Origin of the sequence: Phycicoccus mangrovi, assembly GCF_018729305.1 — a bacterium.
Taxonomy (GTDB): domain Bacteria; phylum Actinomycetota; class Actinomycetes; order Actinomycetales; family Dermatophilaceae; genus Phycicoccus; species Phycicoccus jejuensis.
The window spans coordinates 65380-85278 of sequence record NZ_JAHHWP010000025.1 but is presented as its reverse complement, the minus strand read 5'-3'; the positions used below and the strand labels follow the sequence as shown (position 1 = coordinate 85278).

Here is a 19899-nt window from a genome sequence, read left to right as displayed (position 1 = left end):
TTCAGACGAGCGTTAGCGTGGGCCACGAGAACCTCCGGGCGGTGTAGGACCTAGACAATCCACACCTCACCCGGAGGTTCTCCTCGTCGTCAACGCCTACGCGTCACCAACGTCCCGGCCGAGTACACCTAGTCGCTGGTCCAGCGCTAGCGTTGTCGCTCGCGACGATGCGGCGTGCCGGTGTCGCGTATGGATCGATTGCTACCTTCGTGCACAATTCAATCAGCCTGCTGACAGCTCTTTCGGCGCTCTTTTGGCTGGTAAGTCTTTCGCGCGCTCAAGACGAATCGACGAGTGGGCTCTTGACCGTGATGCGGCATGCCCGTTGGGAGTCCAGCGTACTGTTGATCCACGACCCCATCTGGGTGTTCCTCAATATTGTTGCGCTATCAAACGCCGTGTGGGTTGGCCTGTCTCTCTGGATTGCCTACCGGCGATACAGCCTCCGTCTTAACGATGCCGCACAGGACAAACAGGGGTCGTAAGGGCGGTCTAAGCGCCACCACGCCGTGTCCGTCCGGGACGGATTGCTGAACTATCGAGGAGCGTCCCCTGGTGCTGCGTAGTTTTAAGGGAGGTTCCTGTGGTCCCCCTGCGCCGTCCCCGATGGTGACCGCCGCCACACGAGCACCCCCGGTGTTGCCAGAATGGCCGCAGCCGCACCGTCAGCCATCGAAGGAGCCCGCACCATGACCGTCCGCACCGTCGCCATGCTCACCGCCGGTGGCCTGGCCCCGTGCCTCTCGTCGGCCGTCGGCGGCCTCATCGAGCGGTACACCGAGGTCGCGCCCGACGTGCGGATCATCGCCTACACGGGGGGCTACACCGGCCTGCTCAAGGGCGAGTACGTCGAGGTCACGCCCGAGGTCCGCGAGAAGGCGCACCTCCTGCACCGCTTCGGCGGCAGCCCGATCGGCAACAGCCGGGTCAAGCTGACCAACGTCGCCGACTGCGTGCGCCGCGGCCTCGTCCAGGAGGGCCAGGACCCGCTGCACGTCGCGGCCGAGCGCCTGACCGCCGACGGTGTCGACGTCCTGCACACCATCGGTGGCGACGACACCAACACGACCGCCGCCGACCTCGCCGCGTACCTCCACGAGAACGGCTACGAGCTGACCGTCGTCGGCCTGCCGAAGACGATCGACAACGACGTCGTCCCGATCCGCCAGTCGCTCGGCGCGTGGACGGCGGCCGAGCAGGGAAGCCGGTTCGCGCAGAACATCATCGCCGAGCACTCCTCGAACCCGCGGATGCTCATCGTCCACGAGGTGATGGGCCGGCACTGCGGCTGGCTGACCGCCGCCACGGCCGCCGAGTACCACCGCTGGGTCGGTGAGCAGGAGTTCGTGCCGGGCATCGGCAACGACCCGCGCGCCTGGGACGTCCACGCCGTCTTCGTGCCCGAGCGCCACATCGACATCGAGGCCGAGGGCGCCCGCCTGCGCACGGTCATGGACGAGGTCGGCTGCGTCAACATCTTCCTGTCCGAGGGGGCGGGCGTCGAGGAGGTCGTCGCGCAGCTCGAGGCGAGCGGCCAGGAGGTCCCGCGCGACCCGTTCGGCCACGTGCAGCTCGACAAGGTCAACCCGGGTGCCTGGTTCGCCAAGCAGTTCGCGGAGGTGCTCGGCGCCGAGAAGACGATGGTCCAGAAGTCCGGCTACTTCTCGCGCTCGGCGCCCGCGAACGACCGCGACCTCGCGCTCATCAAGGAGTGCACGGACCTCGCGGTCGACGCGGCGCTGCGCGGCGAGGCCGGCGTCATCGGCCACGACGAGGAGCGCGGCGACGAGCTGCGTCCGGTCGAGTTCCCGCGGATCCGGGGCGGCAAGGCGTTCGACCCGACCGTGCCGTGGTTCACCGAGCTCCTCGGGTCGCTCGGGCAGGCGTGAGCGGAGGGCGATGAGGGAGACGACGGGGCTCGTCGACGGCTGGTGGGTGGCCGTCGCGATCTACGCCGCCCTCCTCCTCGGCCAGCGGCTCTACCGCGCCCGGCGCTGGGTGCCGCCGGAGTGGCCGGACGCCGACTACGGCTGGAAGGTGACGCACCTGCACTGGGTGCCCTTCCACGTCCTCGACGTCGTCTTCGGCGTCCCGCTGGTCTTCGCCGTCGTCATCGCGCTGCTGGCGATCTGACCGGCGCGGGAGCGGCCGCGGGACCGTCCGACGCGCGGGTGGGCCCACGGACAGCGGTCCGTGGGCCCACCAGGCGTCACCGGGGCGCATGCGCTCGCCCGTGTGATGTGCGTGCGCCGTCCCCTGCGACGGCCACGCGCTCACTTTCGCGCATCCCGGCCCCGCTGTCGGTAGCGTCGACCCCCGGCTCGTGGGTGGTGCTGGCACCACCCACGCGGCCCGTCGGTCAGTGCGGCAGCGACCGGGGCGGGAAGACGCCGACGACCGAGCTGCCGACCTCCGGCACCGAGTACACCTCCAGCCGCCCTCCGGCGGACTGGATCCGGTCCCGCATCCCCGTGATGCCGCTCGCGTCGGCCCGCGCCACGGCGTCGAAGCCGCACCCGTCGTCGGACACCGAGAAGTGCAGCCCGCGCTCGTCGTCGACGGTCACCGAGATGAGCGACCCGCCGGAGTGCCGGTCGGCGTTCTGCATCGCCTCGAGACAGCAGAAGTAGACGGCCGCCTCGACCTCCGGGGCGGGTCGCCCCCCGCGCAGGTCGACCTCGACGGTGCAGGGCAGCGTCGTGCGACGCGCCGCCGCGGGGAGTGCCCCGGCGAGGCCGCGCTCGGCGAGCAGCGGCGGGTAGATGCCGTGCGCGAGGTCGCGCAGCTCGCGGATCGCCTCGGCGAGCTGCTCCTGGAGGCCCGCGACGAGGGCGCGGGCCTGCTCCGGGTCCCGCTCCACGGCGCGGCCGAGGCGGCCGAGGTCGACGGCGAGCGTGGTGAGGCGCTGCTGCGCGCCGTCGTGCAGGTCGCGCTCGATCTCTCGGCGGGCCTCGATCGACGCCCCGGCCAGGCGCGCCCGGGAGTCCTCGAGCTCGTCGCGGCTGCGGGCCAGCCGGAGCACCGCGTCCCGGATGCCGAGGACGAGCACGGCCGCGACGACGACGGTGAAGAACCCGACGAGCAGCGGCGTCATCGGCAGGTCCGGGTGGTCGGCCAGCCACGCCGCGCGCCGCCACTCGCCGAGCGCGACGAGCGCCCCGGTCAGCCCGATCGTCGCGGTGAGCAGGGCGGTCCGTAGGCGCAGCCCCAGCGCGTCGGTGAGGATGAGCGAGGGGACGTGGAGCACGAGCAGGGCCACCGGTGTCGTGAAGGGCGTGGCCCACGCGAGCGAGAAGGCCACGAGCCACGTCGCGACGAGCGCCGTCGCGGCGGCGCCCCGGAGGTGACCGCGCCGGGCGAGCACGAGCGCGACGCCGTACGAGAACCCGGCCAGGACGAGCGCGACGATGTTCTGCCGCAACGAGGCCGACGTCCCGATGGCCCGGTCGAGGACCGTGAGGAACAGGACCGAGAGCCAGATGGCCCCGAGGTTGAGGACGAGGTAGGCCCGCACCCGGGCCTCGGTCGAGCCGTCCGGCGCCGGCCCGCGGACCCATCCGGGCAGCCGCACCCGCCCCACGGTCAGCGCCTCGCCGGCCGCGTGCCCGTCCCGGCCGCGCCGCTCTCGGCGAGGTAGAGGAGCACCGCCTTGACCCGCCGGTGGAGGGCCTCGCCCTCGGGGAGGTCGAGCTTGCTGAAGATCGAGTTGATGTGCTTCTCGACGGCGCGCGAGGTGACGTGCAGCCGGGCGGCGATGGCGGAGTTCGACGCGCCGGTCGCGATGAGGCCGAGCACCTCCCGCTCGCGCACGGTGAGCCGGGCGACCGGTCCCTCGAAGCGCATCCGGTGCTGCATCAGCGCGTCGACGACGTGGGGGTCGATGACGCTCTCGCCGCGTCGGACGGCGGTGAGTGCGGCGACGAGCTGGTCGACGTCGGAGACCCGCTCCTTGAGCAGGTACGCGCGGCCGCGGCTGCCTCCCGAGACGAGCGACAGCGCGCCGTCGGCATCGGCGTGCTGCGAGAGGACGACGACGCCGAGGTCCGGTGCCGTGGAGCGGAACGCGGCGGCCGCCCGGATGCCCTCGTCGGTGTGCGTCGGCGGCATCCGGATGTCGGTGAGCACGGCGTCCGGTCGCTCGCGGGCCACCGCGGCGAGCAGCTCGTCGAGGTCGCCGGTCTCGACGACGGACGCGACGTCGTCGTGCTCGGTGAGCAGCGCGGCGAGGCCCCGACGCAGCAGCGCGTTGTCCTCGGCGAGCACCACCCGCAACCCGGCCATGAGGGCATCGTAGGGGCGCCGACCTGCGCCGATCGCCGCGTCCGTGACGCGGACCACGGCCCTCCCCTCCCGCGGAGGGTCGCGGTCCGACAGGATGGGCCCGATGCTCTCCGACGTCTTCCTCCTGCCGCAGGAGCGTGGCAACCCGCACACCCGGGTCGATGCCCGCCATCCCGACGACGTCGCCTGGAGCACCGGCAACCACGTGCGACCGATCGCCCACGGGGCCGCGTACTTCGCCGAGCTCCACGAGCGCATCTCGGCGCTCGGCCCCGGCGACCTGCTCCTGTTCGCCGACTGGCGCGGCGACCCGGACGAGCGGCTCACCGACGACCCGGGCTCGACGCTCAGCGCCACGCTGACCGCCGCGGCCCGCCGCGGGGTCACGGTCCGCGGCCTCCTCTGGCGCTCGCACTGGCGCCGGTTCGGCTTCCACTCGGAGAAGTCGCGGCTGCTCGGCATCGAGGTCAACGAGGCCGGCGGTCAGTGCCTGCGCGACATGCGCGTCGCGCCCGGCGGCTCGCACCACCAGAAGGTCGTCGTGCTGCGGCACGCCGACGACCCCGCGCGCGACATCGCCTACGTCGGCGGCATCGACCTGTGCCACAGCCGTCGCGACACCGCGGACCACGACGGGGACCCCCAGCCGATCGCGATGCCGCAGGTGTTCGGGCCGCGCCCGGCCTGGCACGACGTGCACGCGGCGCTCACCGGGCCCGCCGTCCACGACGTCGAGACGACGTTCCGCGAGCGGTGGGAGGACTCGACCCCGCTGACGAGCAACCCGGGACGCTTCGCCTCGAGCCGCCTGCAGGGCGAGGACCTCGACCCCCGCCCGCTGCCCGAGCAGGCCCCGCCCCCGCCGCCGGTCGAGGGCGGCCACGAGGCGGTCCAGGTGCTGCGGACCTACCCCGAGCTCATCGCGAAGGGCTTCGACTTCGCCCCCGAGGGGGAGCGGAGCATCGCGCGGGGCAACGCGAAGGCGGTCCGCTCCGCCCGACGCCTGGTCTACCTCGAGGACCAGTACCTCTGGTCGGAGGAGGTGGGGCGGCACTTCGGCGAGGCGCTGCGCGAGCAGCCCGACCTCCACCTGGTGGCGGTCATCCCGATCGTCCCGGACATGGACGGCGCCCTCTCGCTCGCCGCCCAGCTGTACGGTCGGCGGCTGGCCATGGACCTGCTCCTCGAGGCCGCGCCCGACCGGGTCGCGCTCTACGGCCTGACGAGCCCGACCGGCTACCCCGTCTACGTGCACTCCAAGGTGTGCATCGTCGACGACGTGTGGGCCAGCGTCGGGTCCGACAACTTCAACCGTCGCTCGTGGACCAACGACTCCGAGCTGTCGCTCGCGGTCCAGGACGACCGGCCGCGCGGGGACGACGGCGCGCCCCGCGACGCGTTCGTCCGGCGGCTGCGGCGCGAGCTCGTCGGCGAGCACGTCGGCCTCCCCGCCGACGAGGTCCCGGACGACCCGACGGAGGTCTGGGAGCTGATGGGTCGCACCGCCGACGCCCTCGACGCCTGGTACGGCGACGGCGGTCCGTCCCGCGGCCGGGTGCACGTCCCGCGGCCCAAGGCACCCCTCAAGGGCACCGCGGTCCGCTGGCGCCGGCGGGGCCGGCCCGCGCTCGGCGCCGCGGGTGTGCCCCGGCCGCCGGGGCGGCTGCGGCGCATCGGGCCGCCCGAGCTGGGTCGCTGGCAGGAACTCGTGGCGCCCCGCCTCTACGACGTCTTCGACCCCAACGGCACCCTCGGCCTGACGAACGGCCTCGAGCAGGACTGACCCCCGGGGTCGGCGGCGCACGGAGCAGGCCCCTCCGGGCCACTCCCGGACCGCGATGACCCCGCACGTGCGGGGTTGTCGCTGCTGGCTGGTCACGTCGCCCGCGACGAGCCCGCACGTGCGGTGTGGGCGCACGGCTGCGACCCGGCGCCCGGGAGGGCCCTCCTGACCTGCGAATCCGCCGGCTCCGGGGTCTTCCCCTCGCCCGGGTCGCGGGGTTACGGTCCTCGTGGTACGGCGCGGCAGGGGCGCCACGGCCATCCGCCCTACCCTGCCGTTCCCCGTGCGCGGGAGGGAGGCCGGGATGGTCGACGACGCGCGCGCCGGAGCGGCCCACGACGTGCTGCTGCTCGCCCCCGTGCTCCTCCTCGCCGCGGTCGCCCGGGAGGTCGCGCCGCCCGCGCGGGGCGAGGTCCGCGACGACCTCGCGACCGCCCTGGTCCTCCTGCTGTGCGTCGCGGCGTGGGTCCTCGCGCGACGTCTCGACCTGCCCCGCTGGGCGGCCGCCGCGGCCGCCGTCCTCGTGCCGGTCTGCCCACCCGTCCCGGACGTGGCCGCCACCGGTGACCTCGCCGGGGTCACGGCGTGCCTGCTCCTCCTCGCCGGGCTCGCCGCCCTCGCGGCCGGGACGGTGTCCGGGCCCGGCCTCGTCGTCGGCGTGCTCGCGCTCGCGGGTGCGGTCGTCCTCGCCCCCGCGCTCCTCGTCGGCCTCGCCGGCCCGGCCCTCGCGCTCGGCCGGGCCGCCGACCGGGCGCCCGCAGCCACCCCCCGGACGACGGCGCTGCGGGTCACGGCGCTGCTCGCCACGGCCGGCGCCGCCCTCGGCATCGGCCTGCGCCTGCCCGGTGTCGTCGGACCGGTCGACCCCGACCCGCTGTCCGTCGGATGGCTCGCCGCCCTCCTCGGCGTGCTCGTCGTCGCCGCCGGGCTCGTGCTGCGCCGGGGCCGTCCCCTCGCCCTCACCGCAGCGGTGCTGCTCGCGGCCGCGGTGGCCGCGGGCAACGACTCCCCGGCCGTGCTAGTCGCGGCCGCCACCGTCGTCGTCGTCCTCACGCTCTGCGTCGTCGACGGGTTTCTCCGCTACCGCCCCACCCGCCTCTGGCGCCGCGACGTGCGGCGCCCCGTGCTCGCCGTCGCCGCCGTCACGGCACTGGCCGCCGCCGTGGCGGTCGTCCCCGCCTGGGCCCAGCGGCTGACCCACCCGGGCCTGACGATCGTGGCCGGGCCGGTCCCGGGCGACCCGGCCGACCCGGTGGCGCCGGCCGACCCGGCCGACCCGGTGGCGCCGGCCCCCGCACCGAGCGTCACGCCCCTCGCGACGGGACCGGCCTCGCCCACGGTCGACCCCGAGCCCGCCCCGCCCACGTCCACGCCGACCGCCGACCCCGGCCTCGCCCGGGCGGGGGCGCAGCTCGCGACCAACCCGGCGCTGCGCCTGAGCAGCGCGGCACGGGCCGACCTCGAGGCCGGGCGCGTCGACCCCCGGGTCCTCGCCACCCTCGCAACCGTCGCAGGGACCCAGACGGTCGAGGTCGACGCCTTCCCGCCCGCCGACGCCGCGGACACGGGGCTGCTGCGCTCCGTCCGGATCAGTGGTCTCGACGGGGGGCCGGTCGACCGCGGCACGCCCGCGACCACCGACCTCCTCGCCGTCCTCGACGCCCAGCGCGCCGAGTTCCACCCGCTCGTCGACTACGAGCGCACGGCCTCCGGCGCCGTGCCGATGCTCCTGCTGACCTTCCCGCTGGAGGACGCGTGAGACCGCACCGACCTGCCCCGCCGCTGCGCGGCCGCCCCACCCCGGGGTGGCGCCGACCCGAGAGGACCACCATGTCTCGACACCCTGCGGGTCGCCTCCGGGGCCCGGTCAGCCTGATGCTCGCCGCGGTGGTGGCGGTCCTCGCGCTCGCCGCGACCGCACCCGGCGCCTCCGCCGCCCCGCACGGCCTGCCGGCGGCGGCGTCGACGGCCTGGGTCCGGGCGGCGCACCTCGTCCCGGGCGTGGGCACGATGACGATCCGCCTCGTGCCGTTCGCGGGCAGCGCGCTCGCCGACGTGCCGACCGGCTCCGTCCCGGAGGCGGTCGCGGAGGGTCAGACCCGCGTGCTCGAGCCCGCCGTCGGCTACGGCGGCATCGGGGACTACCGGCAGGTGCCGGCCGGGGTGTACGCCGTGACGATCCGCCCAGCGGGGTCGGGCACCGACGGCCCCCCGGTCCTCACCGGCACCTTCGAGGCCCGCGCCGGCGAGGCCGTCACCCTCGCCGCCCTCGGCGGGACGAAGAAGGACCCCCGCGTCGAGACCATCACCGACCGCCCGTCCGGCGCTTACTCGGGATCGGCCCGGGTGCGCCTCGTCCCCGCCCTGCCCGAGGTCTCGGCGCTCTCGGTGCGCGCGGACGGCGGACCGGTCATCGCGCAGGACGCCGCCTACGGGCAGCCCACCCCCTACCGCACGGTGCCCGTCGGGTCGTGGGACCTCACGCTGACGACCACCGGCGGGACCGCCGACCTCACCCCGATCGACGCCACCGTCGACGTCGCCCGCGGCGGCACCTACACCGTCTTCGTCCTCGGCGACGGCAACGGCGGGGTCGTGCTCAAGCCGGTCTCGGACGCGATGGGGGCGAGTACCGCCCCGGTCGACGGCGTGCAGACCGGGTTCGGCGGCACGGCGAGCCGGCCCGGCGACGCGGCCGTGCGCGGCGGCCTGACCGTCGGCGCCCTCAGCACGAGCATCTTCCTCCTGCTGACGATCGTCGGGCGGCGCCGTCGTCCGCGCCCGGGGCCGGTCTGGTGACCCCGGCGGCGAGTCGCCTCCTGACCGCCGGCGCGGCCCTGGCCGCCGCGGGCGGCCTGGCGGTGGCGGCGGTCGCCGCGACCCGTGACGAGCCCGCCCGCCTCCCCGGCCCGGTCGTCGCCGGGTCGGTCCCGGCGGTCAGCCCCTCACCGACGGCGCGGGCCACGGTCGCCGGACCCGGCGGGTTCGCCCAGCTCGCGCCGGAGGCGTGGCCGAGCCCCGACGTGCCGGACTCGGTCGCCGTCACCCGGCGTGGCCCCAACGACGCGTCCCTGCCGGCTCGTGCGACCGGGAGCGCCGCCGCGCCCGGTGACCGCCCGGCCCGGGTGCGCATCCCCGCCATCGGCGTCGACTCGCGCCTCGTCGACCTCGGCATCGCCCCGGACGGGACGATGGAGGTGCCGCGCGACCCCGCGCTCGCCGGGTGGCTCACGGCGGCGGCCGCGCCCGGGCAGCGCGGCCCCGCCGTCATCGCCGGCCACGTCGACACGCACACCGGCCCCGCGGTGTTCGTCCGGCTGCGGGAGCTGCGGCCGGGGGACGAGGTCGAGGTCGTCCAGCGCGACGGTGACGTCGTGACCTTCACGGTGCGCTCGTCGGTGCAGGTGGCCAAGGACGACTTCCCGACGGACGCGGTCTACGGGCCGCAGCCGGGTCCGGTCCTGCGGTTGGTCACGTGCAGCGGCGAGATCGACCCCGTCACCGGCCACTACACCGACAACACCGTCGTCTTCGCCTCCTGACCCGGTCGGCGCGGGGCGTGCCGCGATTCGGCCCGGTCCGCCCCATGGGGGATCATGGGTGGCCGAGCCAGACGCCCCCGTCGCGAAGGACCCCCGCGTGCCCCCCGCCGCTCCCGCCACCGACTTCCGCCCCGTCATCCTCGGCGGCGACATCACCGCCTACACGCTCGTGCGCACCTTCCACGCCGCGTACGGCGTCCGGCCGCTCGTCGTCAACATGAGCGAGGGCGGGCCGGTGGCCCTCTCGACGCTCTGCGACCACGTCTACGTGCCGGGCTTCGAGGAGGCCGACACCTTCGTGCGCGAGCTCGAGCGGGTCGGCCGCGAGCACGGGGGAGAGGGCCGCCCGCCGCTGCTGCTCGTCGCGGCCGGCGACTGGTACGTGCGGATGATCATCGAGCACAAGGACCGGCTCGGGGCCTGGTTCACCATCCCCTACATCGACCTCGACCTGCTGGACCGGATCGTCCGCAAGGACGTCTTCTACGGGATCCTCGACGAGGTCGGCGTGCCGCACCCGGCGACGATCGTCGTCGACTGCTCGGGCGACCACGGCGAGGAGCGCGACCTGCCCTGGGAGTTCCCGGTCGTCGCCAAGCCGGCCGACAGCGCGCTGTACCACTACGCGAGCTTCGAGGGGAAGAAGAAGGTCTACGTCTGCGACACCCCCGAGGAGCTCGCCGACACGCTGCGGCGGGTGCGGGCCAGCAGCTACGACGGCAACTTCCTCCTCCAGGACTTCGTCCCGGGCGACGACACGAACATGCGGGTGCTCACCTGCTACTCCGACCGTGACGGGAAGGTCGTCTTCGGGTCGGTCGGGCACGTCCTCCTCGAGGAGCACCACCCGCTGGCCATCGGCAACCCGTGCGTCATCATCACGACGGAGATCGACGAGGTCGTCGAGCAGGCCAAGCGCTTCCTCGAGCACATCGGCTACGTCGGGTTCAGCAACTTCGACCTCAAGTACGACCGGCGCGACGGCACCTACAAGTTCTTCGAGATCAACGTCCGCCTCGGCCGCTCGAACTTCTACGTGACGGCCGGGGGGAACAACGTCTCCGAGTGGTACGTCCGCGACTGGGTGCGCCACGAGCCCATGGAGGGGCTGACGATCGCCCGCGGCGAGCACCTCTTCGCGTTCGTCCCGAAGTACGTCGTCAAGCACTACGTCCTCGACGAGGCGTTGCGCGAGAAGGCGATCGGGCTCATGAGGAGCGGCCGGGCGAGCGACCCCAACGTCTACGGCCCCGACCTCACGCTCAAGCGGCGGGCGTACAACGCGGCCTACCACCTCAACCAGGTCCGCAAGTTCCGCGCGCACTTCACGGACCGTCGATGACCGGCGCCGACGTGCCGGTGCCGGGGCAGCCGGGCGGCGTGCTCGGCGGCCTCGGGCCCGCCGCCACCGTCCACTTCCTGCGCCGCGTCGTCGAGCTGACCGACGCCCGCCGCGACCAGGACCACGTCGACCTGCTCGTCTGGCAGCACGGCTCGATCCCGGACCGCACCGGCTTCCTCCGCGGCGAGAACGAGAGCCCCGAGCCCGCGCTCGTCGCCGACGTGCAGGCCCTCGAGCGCGCCGGCGCGACGTTCGTCGCCATCCCGTGCAACACCGCCCTCGTCTGGGTGGACCGGATGCGGGCCGCGGTCGGCATCGAGGTCCTCGACACCGTCGACGAGACCGTGGCCGCCGCCCGCGAGGCCGTCCCGGGACTGCGTCGCCTCGGGGTGCTCGCGACCGACGGCACCCTCGCCGCCGGCACGTACGCCCGCTCCGCCGAGCGCGCCGGCGTCGAGCTCGTCCTGCCGGACGCCGACGAGCAGCGCGAGACGATGAGCGTCATCTACGACGGCGTCAAGGCGGGGAACCCGGTGTCGCGAAGCCGCTTCGACGCGCTCGTCGAGCACCTGCGGGCCAAGGGCGCCGAGGCCGTCGCGCTCGGCTGCACCGAGCTGTCGGTGCTGCGGGGCGACCTCGGGGTCGAGGACCCGCTCGTCGTCGACTCCATCGACGCCGTGGCCGCGGCCACCATCCGCCGGGCCGGCGGGCGCCTGCGCGCCTGAGCACTCCTGCTCGGGCGGGCTCTCGTCCGCCGTGGCACGGTGGACGGATGCTGCGCTCCCTCCGCCCGTACCTCGTCGTGCTCGGCGTGCTCTGGCTGCTGCCGGCGGTGCTCGTCGTGGTCCTGCACTTCTCGTTGCCCGACCACAACACCGGCGGCCAGTGCGAGGGCCTCGGGTGGGGTTGCACCCTCCCGCCGGCCGACGGCGTCCTCCTCCTCGGGATGATGGCCTCACCGTTCCTGCTCGCGGCGGGGATGCTCGGCTGCGCCGTCGTCGCGTTCGTCCGGTCCCGGCGCCGTCGGACGTCCGCCGCACCGGGGACGTCCCGTCGTGCCGGGGTCACCTCGTCCTGACGGTGCGTCAAGACGCCCCGGTGAGGCGAGGTCGGGGCGGCAAGGCGAGGCCGCGGTGGCCCCGCGGAATCAGCAGTCCGTGTCGAGCATCCCGGTGAGGGCCGTCTTCTCGCGGCTGTCGACCTCGAGGTCGTACTGGTACTTGACCTCGATCCACGAGCGGGCGTACTCGCAGCGCCAGCCGCTCGCCGGGGGCTGCCACTCGCCCGGGTCCTGGTCGGACTTGCTGCGGTTGCTCGACGCCGAGACCGCGATGAGCTGCGGGACGGCCAGGTCGTTGGCGAACGCCCTGCGCTCGGCGTCGGTCCAGAGGTTGGCGCCGGAGCCCCAGGCCTCGGCGAGCGGGACGACGTGGTCGATGTCGAGCGACGAGGAGTCGGTGGACGTCGTGTCGTCGTAGACGCTGCGCCAGGTGCCGGAGGTCGCGCGGCACGAGGAGTCCGTCGTGACGCCCGACCCGTCGCGTTTCAGCACCGTCTCGCGGGTGTCGCACGTGCCGCTGACGGTGATCCAGTGCGTGAACGCGCTGCGGTCGTAGCCGACGTTGTCCTCGTAGCCGACGTGCAGCCCGGCCAGCTGCTCGCGGGCGTCGGCGACGCTCGGGGGCGCCGGCGGGAGGGCCTGCGCGGCGCCCGCGGCGGCGGGGGCGCCGAGCGCGGCGAGGAGGAGGGCGGCCGCCGCCCGACGCAGCCCTCGGGGGAGGCGACGACTGGCGGGCGGGGCGGTGGTGGGAGTGCTCACGGGGGGACAGCCTGCTCGGCGGGGGTCAGCCCCGGCCCAAGCGTGCGTGAGCGTCCGGTACCGGTCCGGTCAGGGGTCTGCCGGGTCGGTCAGCCCCGGGTCAGGACGCCGGGTACGGGCTCTGTCGCAGGGCGCGGGCGAGGTGCGCGGCGTTGGCGGCGGCGGTCCGCGTGGCCGAGGCCGTCTGCTCGGGCGTCTCGTCGAGGTCCCGGTAGTCGGTGCCGGTCATCGCCTCGCCGTTCCAGAAGGTGCAGCCGTTGGCCGGGATCGTGAAGCCGACGTCGTTCATCCCCTGGTAGGCGACCGCGCAGATGTGGTGGGCACCGTCCTCGTTGCCGACCACCACGACGAGGCCGACCTTGCCGTACGTGAGCAGCCGGCCCTCGTCGTCGGACTCGCCGAGCTCGGCGTCGAGGCGCTCGAGGACGCGCTGGGCGACACTCGAGTGCTGGCCCATCCACGTCGGCGTCGCGAGGACGACGATGTCGGCCGCGAGCACCTGCCGTCGGATGGCCGGCCAGGCGTCGCCGTCGCCCATGTCGGCCTCGACGCCCGGCTTGACGTCGTGGTCGACGACGCGGACGGTCGAGCCGGTGACACCGTGCTCGGCGAGCGCCTCGAGGAGCTGGCCCGAGAGCAGCTCGGTGCTCGAGGGCGCGGGGGAGGGCGAGAGGGTGCAGCTGAGGACGAGGGCGGTGAGGTCGGGCACGGTTCTCCGATCGGCGCGGGGTGCGGTCCCCGCGGTGCTACCCGGCCTCGGCGGTGCGCAACCCCGGCGGTCGTGGGTCGACCCTCGCGAGCTCCTCGGGGCGCACGAGGACCGGCAGCACGAGCCGCCAGAAGTCCTCGACCCGCTCGGGCAGGTCGGCCCGCCCGGTCAGCGCTTCGCTCGTCAGCTGCATGCCGGTGACGACGGAGGTGACGACGTAGGCGAACCGCTCGGGGTCGGTGCCCGGCACGAGCGACCCCGCGGCCTCGGCCTCGCGCAGCAGGTCGGCGACCGCCTCGATCCAGCCAAGGTAGCCGGCCCGGATGACGTCGTCGGCGGCGACGCGGTCCAGCGTCATCCGGACGCTCGCGCGCATCAACGGGTCGGTGAGCAGCGCCTCGACGAAGGAGTAGGCGAGGTCGACGACGGCCTGCACCGGTGGACCGGCGTCGGGGCCGTGCTGCGTGCGCCACTCGCCCTGCTCGGCGATGACGGCCTCCGCGAGGGCCTCCTTCGAGGCGAAGTGGAAGTACAGCGCGCCCTTGGTGATGCCGGCCTCGCGGACGATCTCGGCGACCGTCGCGGCCTCGTACCCGCGTCGCTCGATGACGGCCGCCGCGGCGCGCAGGATGCCGCTGCGCGTGGCGACGGCCCGCTGCTGCCGGGGCACGTGGCTCCTCGTGGTCGTCGGCCGGGTCGGTCGCGGACGAGGCTACGCGTGCCGTCTGTGGCCGGGCTGTGCGTCCCGTCGGCGGGCGACAGCCGTGGCGCGGACGACAACAGACCGGACGGTCGGTTTTGTCGTACGATGCGGGCCACGCCTCGCAGGGGGTGCGTGACCGCTCGAGGAGGGGCGAGGGGTCCGCACGGCGGTGCCCGGCGGAGCACAGGGACTCCGCCGGGCACCGCTGCCGGCGTCACGCGCCCGCGAGCGAGCGCAGCCGCGCCGCGACCGCCTCGGGCCGGGTGTCGGTGACCCAGCCGCCGACGGCGCTCTCGGACCCCGCGAGGTACTTGAGCTTGCCGGGGCCGCGCAGGACCGACATCACCTGGAGCAGCAGGCGCGACACGTCGCGGCCGGTGCGCGCGGGGGCCTGGTGCCACGCGGCGATGTACGGCAGCCGCACGGGGCCGTCCTCGCGCACGTGGTAGCCGTCGAGGCGCCGCAGGAGCTCGAGGTAGAGGTGGGCGAGCTCGTCGCGCTCCGCGTCGTCGAGGGCCACGAGGTCGGGGACGTCGCGGTGGGGGGCCAGGTGCACCTCGACCGGCCAGCGTGCGGCGTAGGGGACGTAGGCGGTCCAGTTCTCGCCGGCGAGGACGACCCGCGAGCCGTCCGCGCGCTCGGCGGCGAGGAGGTCGGCCCCGAGCAGCCGGCCCGTGCGGGCGTGGTGCTCGGTGGCCCGGGCCAGCATCTCGGCCGTGCGGGCGGGGACGTAGGGGTAGGCGTACACCTGGCCGTGCGGGTGGTGCAGCGTCACCCCGATCTCCTGGCCGCGGTTCTCGAAGCAGAAGACGTGCTCGACGCCGGGCGTCGCGCCGAGCTCGGCCGTGCGGTCGGCCCAGACGTCGACGACGGTGCGGGCACGCTCCGGGCCGAGGGCCGCGAACGAGGAGTCGTGGTCGCTCGTGAAGCAGACGACCTCGGTGCGCCCGTGCGCCGGACGGTGCAGGTACCCCTCGGGGGCGACGACGTCGTCGTCGGCGACGGGGGCGTACGAGGGGAAGCGGTTCTCGAAGACCACGACGTCGTACTCGCCGTCGGGGATCTCGGACGGCACGCTGCCACGCCCGGTCGGGCAGAGCGGGCACTCGTCCTTGGGCGGCAGGAAGGTGCGGTTCATCCGGTGCCCGGCGACGGCCACCCAGTCGCCGACGAGCGCGTCGTAGCGGACGTGCCCGGCGGAGGCGCGAGGCCCGAGCTCGCGCCGGTCGACCGCGGTGCGCTCCGGGGCGTCCGGCGAGTCGTCGAAGTAGATGATCTCGCGGCCGTCGGCGAGCGAGCGGACCGTGCGCCGGACCGTGCGGGTCCGGGTCATCCGGCGTCGCCCACCTGGCGGGTCCGCCCGGGCTCGGCCAGCACGAGGTGCTCGACCGACTCGACGAGCACCTGCCGCGCCCGGGCCGGGATGCCGGAGTCGGTGATGAGCGTGTCGACCTCGGAGAGGTCCATGAACGTCGAGAGGCCGACGATGCCGATCTTCGAGCGGTCGGCGAGCACGCACACCGAGCGGGCCGAGCGGACGAGCGCCCGGTTCGTCTCGGCCTCGACGAGGTTCGGCGTGGTGAGGCCGGCCGCGCGGTCGATGCCGTGCGCGCCGAGGAAGAGCCGGTCGACGTGCAGGCCGGCGAGGGCCGTGACGGCGACCGGCCCCACGAGCGCGTCCGACGGCGTCCGGACGCCCCCGGTGAGGACGACGACGTGCGCGGCCGACTGCGACTCGTGGAGCAGCTGCGCGACGGGCACCGAGTTCGTGACGACGGTCAGCTGGGGCACGTCGCGGACGGCGCGGGCCAGCTCGTAGGTCGTCGTGCCGGCGGAGATCCCGATCGTCGCGCCGGGCTGGACCAGCCGCGCGGCCTCGAGCGCGATGGCCTGCTTCTCGGCGGTCATGAGCGTCGACTTCGCGGTGAAGCCCGGCTCGTCCGTGGCGCGGGGGGTGATGGCCACCGCCCCGCCGTGCACGCGCTCGAGGAGGCCGTCGCCGTCGAGCCGCTCGATGTCGCGCCGGACCGTCATGTCCGAGACGCCGAGCTGGTCGACGAGCTCGGAGACGCGGGCGGCGCCGTGCTCCTCGACGATGGAGAGGATGGCGGCCCGGCGCTGGCTGGCGAGCATCAGGCCTCCCGGACGATCGCCGCGCTGCGCGCCGCCACGGTGGCGACCGGGCCCACGTCGGCGCCCGCGACGAGGTCGTGGCCGGTGACGGCGAGCTCGCAACCGGCGTCGGTGTGGTTGAGGACGAAGAGCCAGGAGCCCGAGGCCGAGCGGCGGCGGGTGACCTCGACGCCGGCCGGGACGTCGGCGACCGGCGCGACGCCGGCCTCGTCGGTGACCCGGGCGAGGAGGGCGGCGAGGGTCGCGTCGTCGGGCAGCGTGCCGAGGTACCAGGCGGCGCCCTCGCCGACGGTGCGGCGGGTGACGGCGGCCCGGCCGGCCAGCGGACCGTCGGCGTAGGAGTCGAGCACCTCGGCGTCGCGGACGCGGGCGTCCTCGGACCACACCGAGCCGGCGCCGCCCCCGGCGAGAGCGACGGGCTCGCCGACCCGCAGCGGGAACAGCTCCTCGACGCGGACGCCGAGCAGGTCGCGGAACGCGCCGGGGTAGCCGCCGAGCCGGACGTGGTCGTCGGGGTCGGAGATGCCGGAGAAGTAGGTGACGACGACGTGCGCCCCGGCCGCGGCGGCCGCCGCGATGCGCTCGGCGGCGGGGTCGGAGACGAGGTAGAGCGTCGGGACGACGACGACCCGGTAGCCCGACAGGTCGGTGTCGGGGTGGACGACGTCGCAGGTCACGCCCGCGTCGCGCAGCAGGCGGTGGACGGTGTGCGCGGCCTGCGGGTAGTCGAGCCTGGCCGAGGGCATGCACGGGCCGCTGACCGCCCACTGCGCCTCGTAGTCCCAGAGGACGGCGACGTCGGCCTCGACGCGCGAGCCGACGAGCTCGCCGAGCCGCCCGGCGACGGCGCCGAGCTCGCAGACCTCGCGGAAGCGGTCGCTGTCCTCGCCGGCGTGGGGGACGAGGGCGGAGTGGAACTTCTCCGAGCCGGCGCGCGACTGCCGCCACTGGAAGAACCCGAGGGCGTCCGCGCCGCGGGCGACGTGGGTCAGGCTGTCGAGGAGGGTCTCGCGCGGCGGCTTGGCCGGGTTGACCGGCTGCCAGTTGACCGCGCTCGTCGAGTGCTCCATGAGCATCCACGGCGCGCCGCCGGCGAGACCACGGGTCAGGTCGCCGTGGAACGAGAGCTCGGCGCGGGGGTGCTCGAGCGCGTCGACGACGTAGTGGTCGGTGCTCACGACGTCCTGGTGCGGCGCCCAGTCGTGGTAGTCGAGCAGCCGGAAGCTGCTCATCGTCATGAAGTTGGTCGTCACCGGCACGTCGGGGGAGTGGCGGCGGATGACCTCCTTCTCCGCGACGTGGAAGTCGAGCAGGGTGTCGGACCCGAAGCGGTGGTAGTCGAGCTCGTGGGTCGGGTTGCCGAACGTCGTCGTGAGCCGCGGCGGCAGGACGTCGTCCCACGCGGTGTAGCGCTGGCTCCAGAACGCCGTGCCCCACGCCTCGTTGAGGGCGTCCAGCGTCCCGTAGCGGCGCTCGAGCCAGCGCCGGAAGAACACCGCGCAGGTGTCGCAGTAGCAGGGCAGGTTGTGGCAGGCGTACTCGTTCGAGACGTGCCACATCGCCAGCGCCGGGTGGTCGTGGTAGCGCTGCGCCATCCGGTCGGTGAGGGCGAGGGCGAACTCGCGGTAGAGCGGCGACGACGGGCACCAGGCCTGCCGGCTGCCCGGCCAGAGGGTGTGACCCTCACGGTCGACGGGGAGGATCTCGGGGTAGGCGGCGCTCAGCCACGGCGGCGGGGTGGCGGTCGCGGTGGCGAGGTCGACGGCGATGCCGTGCGCGTGGAGGAGGTCCATCACCTCGTCGAGCCAGCCGAACTCGTACTCGCCCTTGGTCGGCTCCAGCCAGGACCACGAGAAGACGCCGAGGGTCACGAAGCTGACCCCCGCCGCGGCCATCAGCCGCATGTCGTCGTCCCACACCGCACGTGGCCACTGCTCGGGGTTGTAGTCCCCACCGAAGGCGACGCGGTCGTCGGGCCATTGACGCATGGCGGACAGTGTGTTGCGCGGAATCGACATCTGTCAACAGATACGAACATCCGCCGACGCGACGGTCGACCGAAGCGGCCGGGACGCCAATCCGCCTGTGCCCGTGGTTTCCGAAGGTCAAAGGTTGGTCACGACCCTTGACACCCTCGCGGCGCGACTCCACACTCTGGAGCCATCGGTTGTTCGTTTCTGATCGAAACTGTCAGGAGCGGCACGTTCGTCAAAGGAGACACCCATGGCACGCCCGGCCCCGCGCGACCCCCGGTTCGCGAGCTCCCTTCCCGCCTCCGTCCGCGGGGTGAACCGCCGGACCCTCCTGTCGGGCGCCCTCGGTGCCGGCGCCCTCCTCGGCGCAGGGACCCTCGCCGGCTGCGGCAGCGACGACTCGCCCTCCACGAGCGGTGGCGGCGCCTCGGCCAAGGCCGGCAACGTCAAGTTCGGCGTCAACGAGGCCAAGGGCTCCGGGCCGGCCTACGAGCGCATGCAGGGCATGGCCGACGCCTACGCGAAGAAGGAGGGCGTGCAGGTCTCGGTCAACGCGGTCGACCACAACACCTTCCAGGAGAGCATCACCACCTACCTCCAGGGCAGCCCGGACGACGTGTTCACGTGGTTCGCCGGCTACCGCATGTCGCAGTTCGCCGAGGCCGGCCAGATCGCCGACCTCAGCGACGTGTGGCCCATCGACGGCATGAGCGACGCCTTCAAGCAGGCCTCCACCGCGTCGGACGGCAAGCAGTACTTCGTCCCGATCAGCTACTACCCGTGGGCCGTCTTCTACCGTCCGTCGGTCTTCGAGAAGAACGGCTGGACCGAGCCGAAGACGATGGACGAGCTCAACGCCCTGATGACCGACATGCAGGGCAAGAAGATCACCCCCTTCGCCTTCGCCGCCAAGGACGCCTGGGCGCCGATGGGCACCTTCGACATCCTCAACATGCGCCTCAACGGCTTCGACTTCCACATGCAGCTGACCAAGGGTGAGCAGAAGTGGGACAGCCCCGAGGTCAAGAAGGTCTTCGAGACCTGGAAGACCCTCCTGCCCTACCACCAGGAGAACTCGCTCGGCCGCACCTGGCAGGAGGCCGCGACCTCGATGGCCAAGGGCGAGTGCGGCATGTACCTCCTCGGCACCTTCGTCGTCGACGGCGTGCCGACGGAGGCCCAGGAGGACCTCGACTTCTTCACCTTCCCGGCGCTCGACGCGAGCATCGGCGCCGACGCGCTCGACGCGCCGATCGACGGCTTCTGCGTCGCCGAGGGCGCGCAGGACACCGAGGCCGGCAAGGCGTTCATCAAGTGGCTCGGCAGCGCCGAGGCCGCGGACGCGGGCAACAACGCCGGCTCGGCGCCGTTCATCGCCGCCAACTCGGGAGCCAGCACCGCGAAGTACGGTGCGCTGCAGAAGAAGTCGGTCGAGGTCGTCCAGAACGCGAAGAACATCGCCCAGTTCCTCGACCGCGACACCAACGCCGACCTGGCCAACACCGTCGTCACCGTCGCGCTCCAGGACTTCATCAAGAACCCGAACGACATCGACAAGGTCACGACCTCCATCCAGCAGCAGGCCGCGTCCATCCTCGGCTGAGCCGGGGACGA

The 19899-nt window shown here is 74.0% G+C and carries 18 protein-coding genes; 10 read left to right on the top strand and 8 right to left on the bottom strand.

Features of this window, described 5'->3' with window-relative positions:
• Positions 1-689 precede the first annotated feature (689 nt).
• Both KMZ30_RS19920 and KMZ30_RS19915 read left to right on the top strand, forming a co-directional pair.
• Positions 690-1889: a pyrophosphate--fructose-6-phosphate 1-phosphotransferase gene (locus KMZ30_RS19920; protein WP_215512941.1), complete on the top strand. Its 1200-nt coding sequence runs from the start codon at positions 690-692 to the stop codon at positions 1887-1889.
• Between the two features lie 10 nt (positions 1890-1899).
• Positions 1900-2133, top strand: coding sequence for a hypothetical protein (locus KMZ30_RS19915; protein WP_215512940.1), 234 nt, complete (start codon positions 1900-1902; stop codon positions 2131-2133).
• A gap of 226 nt (positions 2134-2359) precedes the next feature.
• On the opposite strand, the gene KMZ30_RS22550 is transcribed toward KMZ30_RS19915, so the two are convergent.
• Both KMZ30_RS22550 and KMZ30_RS19905 read right to left on the bottom strand, forming a co-directional pair.
• On the bottom strand, positions 2360-3580 hold the full coding sequence (locus KMZ30_RS22550) for a sensor histidine kinase (protein WP_215512939.1): 1221 nt from the start codon (positions 3578-3580) through the stop codon (positions 2360-2362).
• 2 nt (positions 3581-3582) lie between these two features.
• A complete protein-coding gene (locus KMZ30_RS19905) occupies positions 3583-4338 on the bottom strand; it encodes a response regulator transcription factor (protein WP_443678501.1) in 756 nt (251 codons plus the stop codon).
• 46 nt (positions 4339-4384) lie between these two features.
• Here KMZ30_RS19905 and KMZ30_RS19900 point away from each other — a divergent pair, with 46 nt between their 5' ends.
• From KMZ30_RS19900 to KMZ30_RS19870, 7 genes are all read left to right on the top strand, one after another.
• The gene (locus tag KMZ30_RS19900) at positions 4385-6064 is read left to right on the top strand and encodes a phospholipase D family protein (protein WP_215512938.1); all 1680 of its coding nucleotides are present in this window, start codon (positions 4385-4387) and stop codon (positions 6062-6064) included.
• A gap of 283 nt (positions 6065-6347) precedes the next feature.
• Positions 6348-7823, top strand: coding sequence for a hypothetical protein (locus KMZ30_RS19895; protein ID WP_215512937.1), 1476 nt, complete (start codon positions 6348-6350; stop codon positions 7821-7823).
• 71 nt (positions 7824-7894) lie between these two features.
• Entirely contained in the window at positions 7895-8863 is a 969-nt protein-coding gene (locus KMZ30_RS19890) for a DUF4397 domain-containing protein (protein WP_215512936.1), read from the top strand.
• Positions 8860-9606: a class F sortase gene (locus KMZ30_RS22545; RefSeq protein WP_308279741.1), complete on the top strand. Its 747-nt coding sequence runs from the start codon at positions 8860-8862 to the stop codon at positions 9604-9606. The genes KMZ30_RS19890 and KMZ30_RS22545 overlap by 4 nt, the downstream gene beginning before the upstream one ends.
• A gap of 58 nt (positions 9607-9664) precedes the next feature.
• Positions 9665-10948, top strand: a complete 1284-nt coding sequence (locus KMZ30_RS22540) for a carboxylate--amine ligase (RefSeq protein ID WP_215520178.1) — start codon at positions 9665-9667, stop codon at positions 10946-10948.
• Positions 10945-11673 carry a cysteate racemase gene (gene cuyB / locus KMZ30_RS19875; protein WP_226902459.1) on the top strand — a complete coding sequence of 243 codons (729 nt, stop codon included), beginning with the start codon at positions 10945-10947 and terminating at the stop codon, positions 11671-11673. Before KMZ30_RS22540 ends, cuyB begins: the two co-directional genes overlap by 4 nt.
• 47 nt (positions 11674-11720) lie before the next feature.
• The gene (locus KMZ30_RS19870; RefSeq protein WP_215512934.1) at positions 11721-12026 is read left to right on the top strand and encodes a hypothetical protein; all 306 of its coding nucleotides are present in this window, start codon (positions 11721-11723) and stop codon (positions 12024-12026) included.
• A 69-nt stretch (positions 12027-12095) separates the two neighbouring features.
• Here KMZ30_RS19870 and KMZ30_RS22535 read toward each other — a convergent pair whose 3' ends face one another.
• The 6 genes from KMZ30_RS22535 to KMZ30_RS19840 form a co-directional block, all read right to left on the bottom strand.
• Positions 12096-12767, bottom strand: coding sequence for an HNH endonuclease family protein (locus tag KMZ30_RS22535; RefSeq protein WP_215512933.1), 672 nt, complete (start codon positions 12765-12767; stop codon positions 12096-12098).
• A 100-nt stretch (positions 12768-12867) separates the two neighbouring features.
• Positions 12868-13476 (bottom strand): flavodoxin family protein, encoded by a 609-nt coding sequence (locus tag KMZ30_RS19860; protein ID WP_215512932.1) that lies wholly within the window; start codon positions 13474-13476, stop codon positions 12868-12870.
• Between the two features lie 37 nt (positions 13477-13513).
• On the bottom strand, positions 13514-14146 hold the full coding sequence (locus tag KMZ30_RS19855) for a ScbR family autoregulator-binding transcription factor (RefSeq protein ID WP_215520177.1): 633 nt from the start codon (positions 14144-14146) through the stop codon (positions 13514-13516).
• A gap of 247 nt (positions 14147-14393) precedes the next feature.
• A complete protein-coding gene (gene galT / locus KMZ30_RS19850; RefSeq protein ID WP_215512930.1) occupies positions 14394-15512 on the bottom strand; it encodes a galactose-1-phosphate uridylyltransferase in 1119 nt (372 codons plus the stop codon).
• A complete protein-coding gene (locus KMZ30_RS19845; protein WP_215512929.1) occupies positions 15509-16312 on the bottom strand; it encodes a DeoR/GlpR family DNA-binding transcription regulator in 804 nt (267 codons plus the stop codon). Before KMZ30_RS19845 ends, galT begins: the two co-directional genes overlap by 4 nt.
• Positions 16312-18300, bottom strand: coding sequence for a beta-galactosidase (locus tag KMZ30_RS19840; protein WP_215512928.1), 1989 nt, complete (start codon positions 18298-18300; stop codon positions 16312-16314). The genes KMZ30_RS19845 and KMZ30_RS19840 overlap by 1 nt, the downstream gene beginning before the upstream one ends.
• Positions 18301-18535: 235 nt before the next feature.
• Between KMZ30_RS19840 and KMZ30_RS19835 the strand changes: the two genes are divergently transcribed.
• Positions 18536-19888 carry an ABC transporter substrate-binding protein gene (locus tag KMZ30_RS19835; RefSeq protein WP_215520176.1) on the top strand — a complete coding sequence of 451 codons (1353 nt, stop codon included), beginning with the start codon at positions 18536-18538 and terminating at the stop codon, positions 19886-19888.
• The last annotated feature ends 11 nt before the right edge of the window (positions 19889-19899 follow it).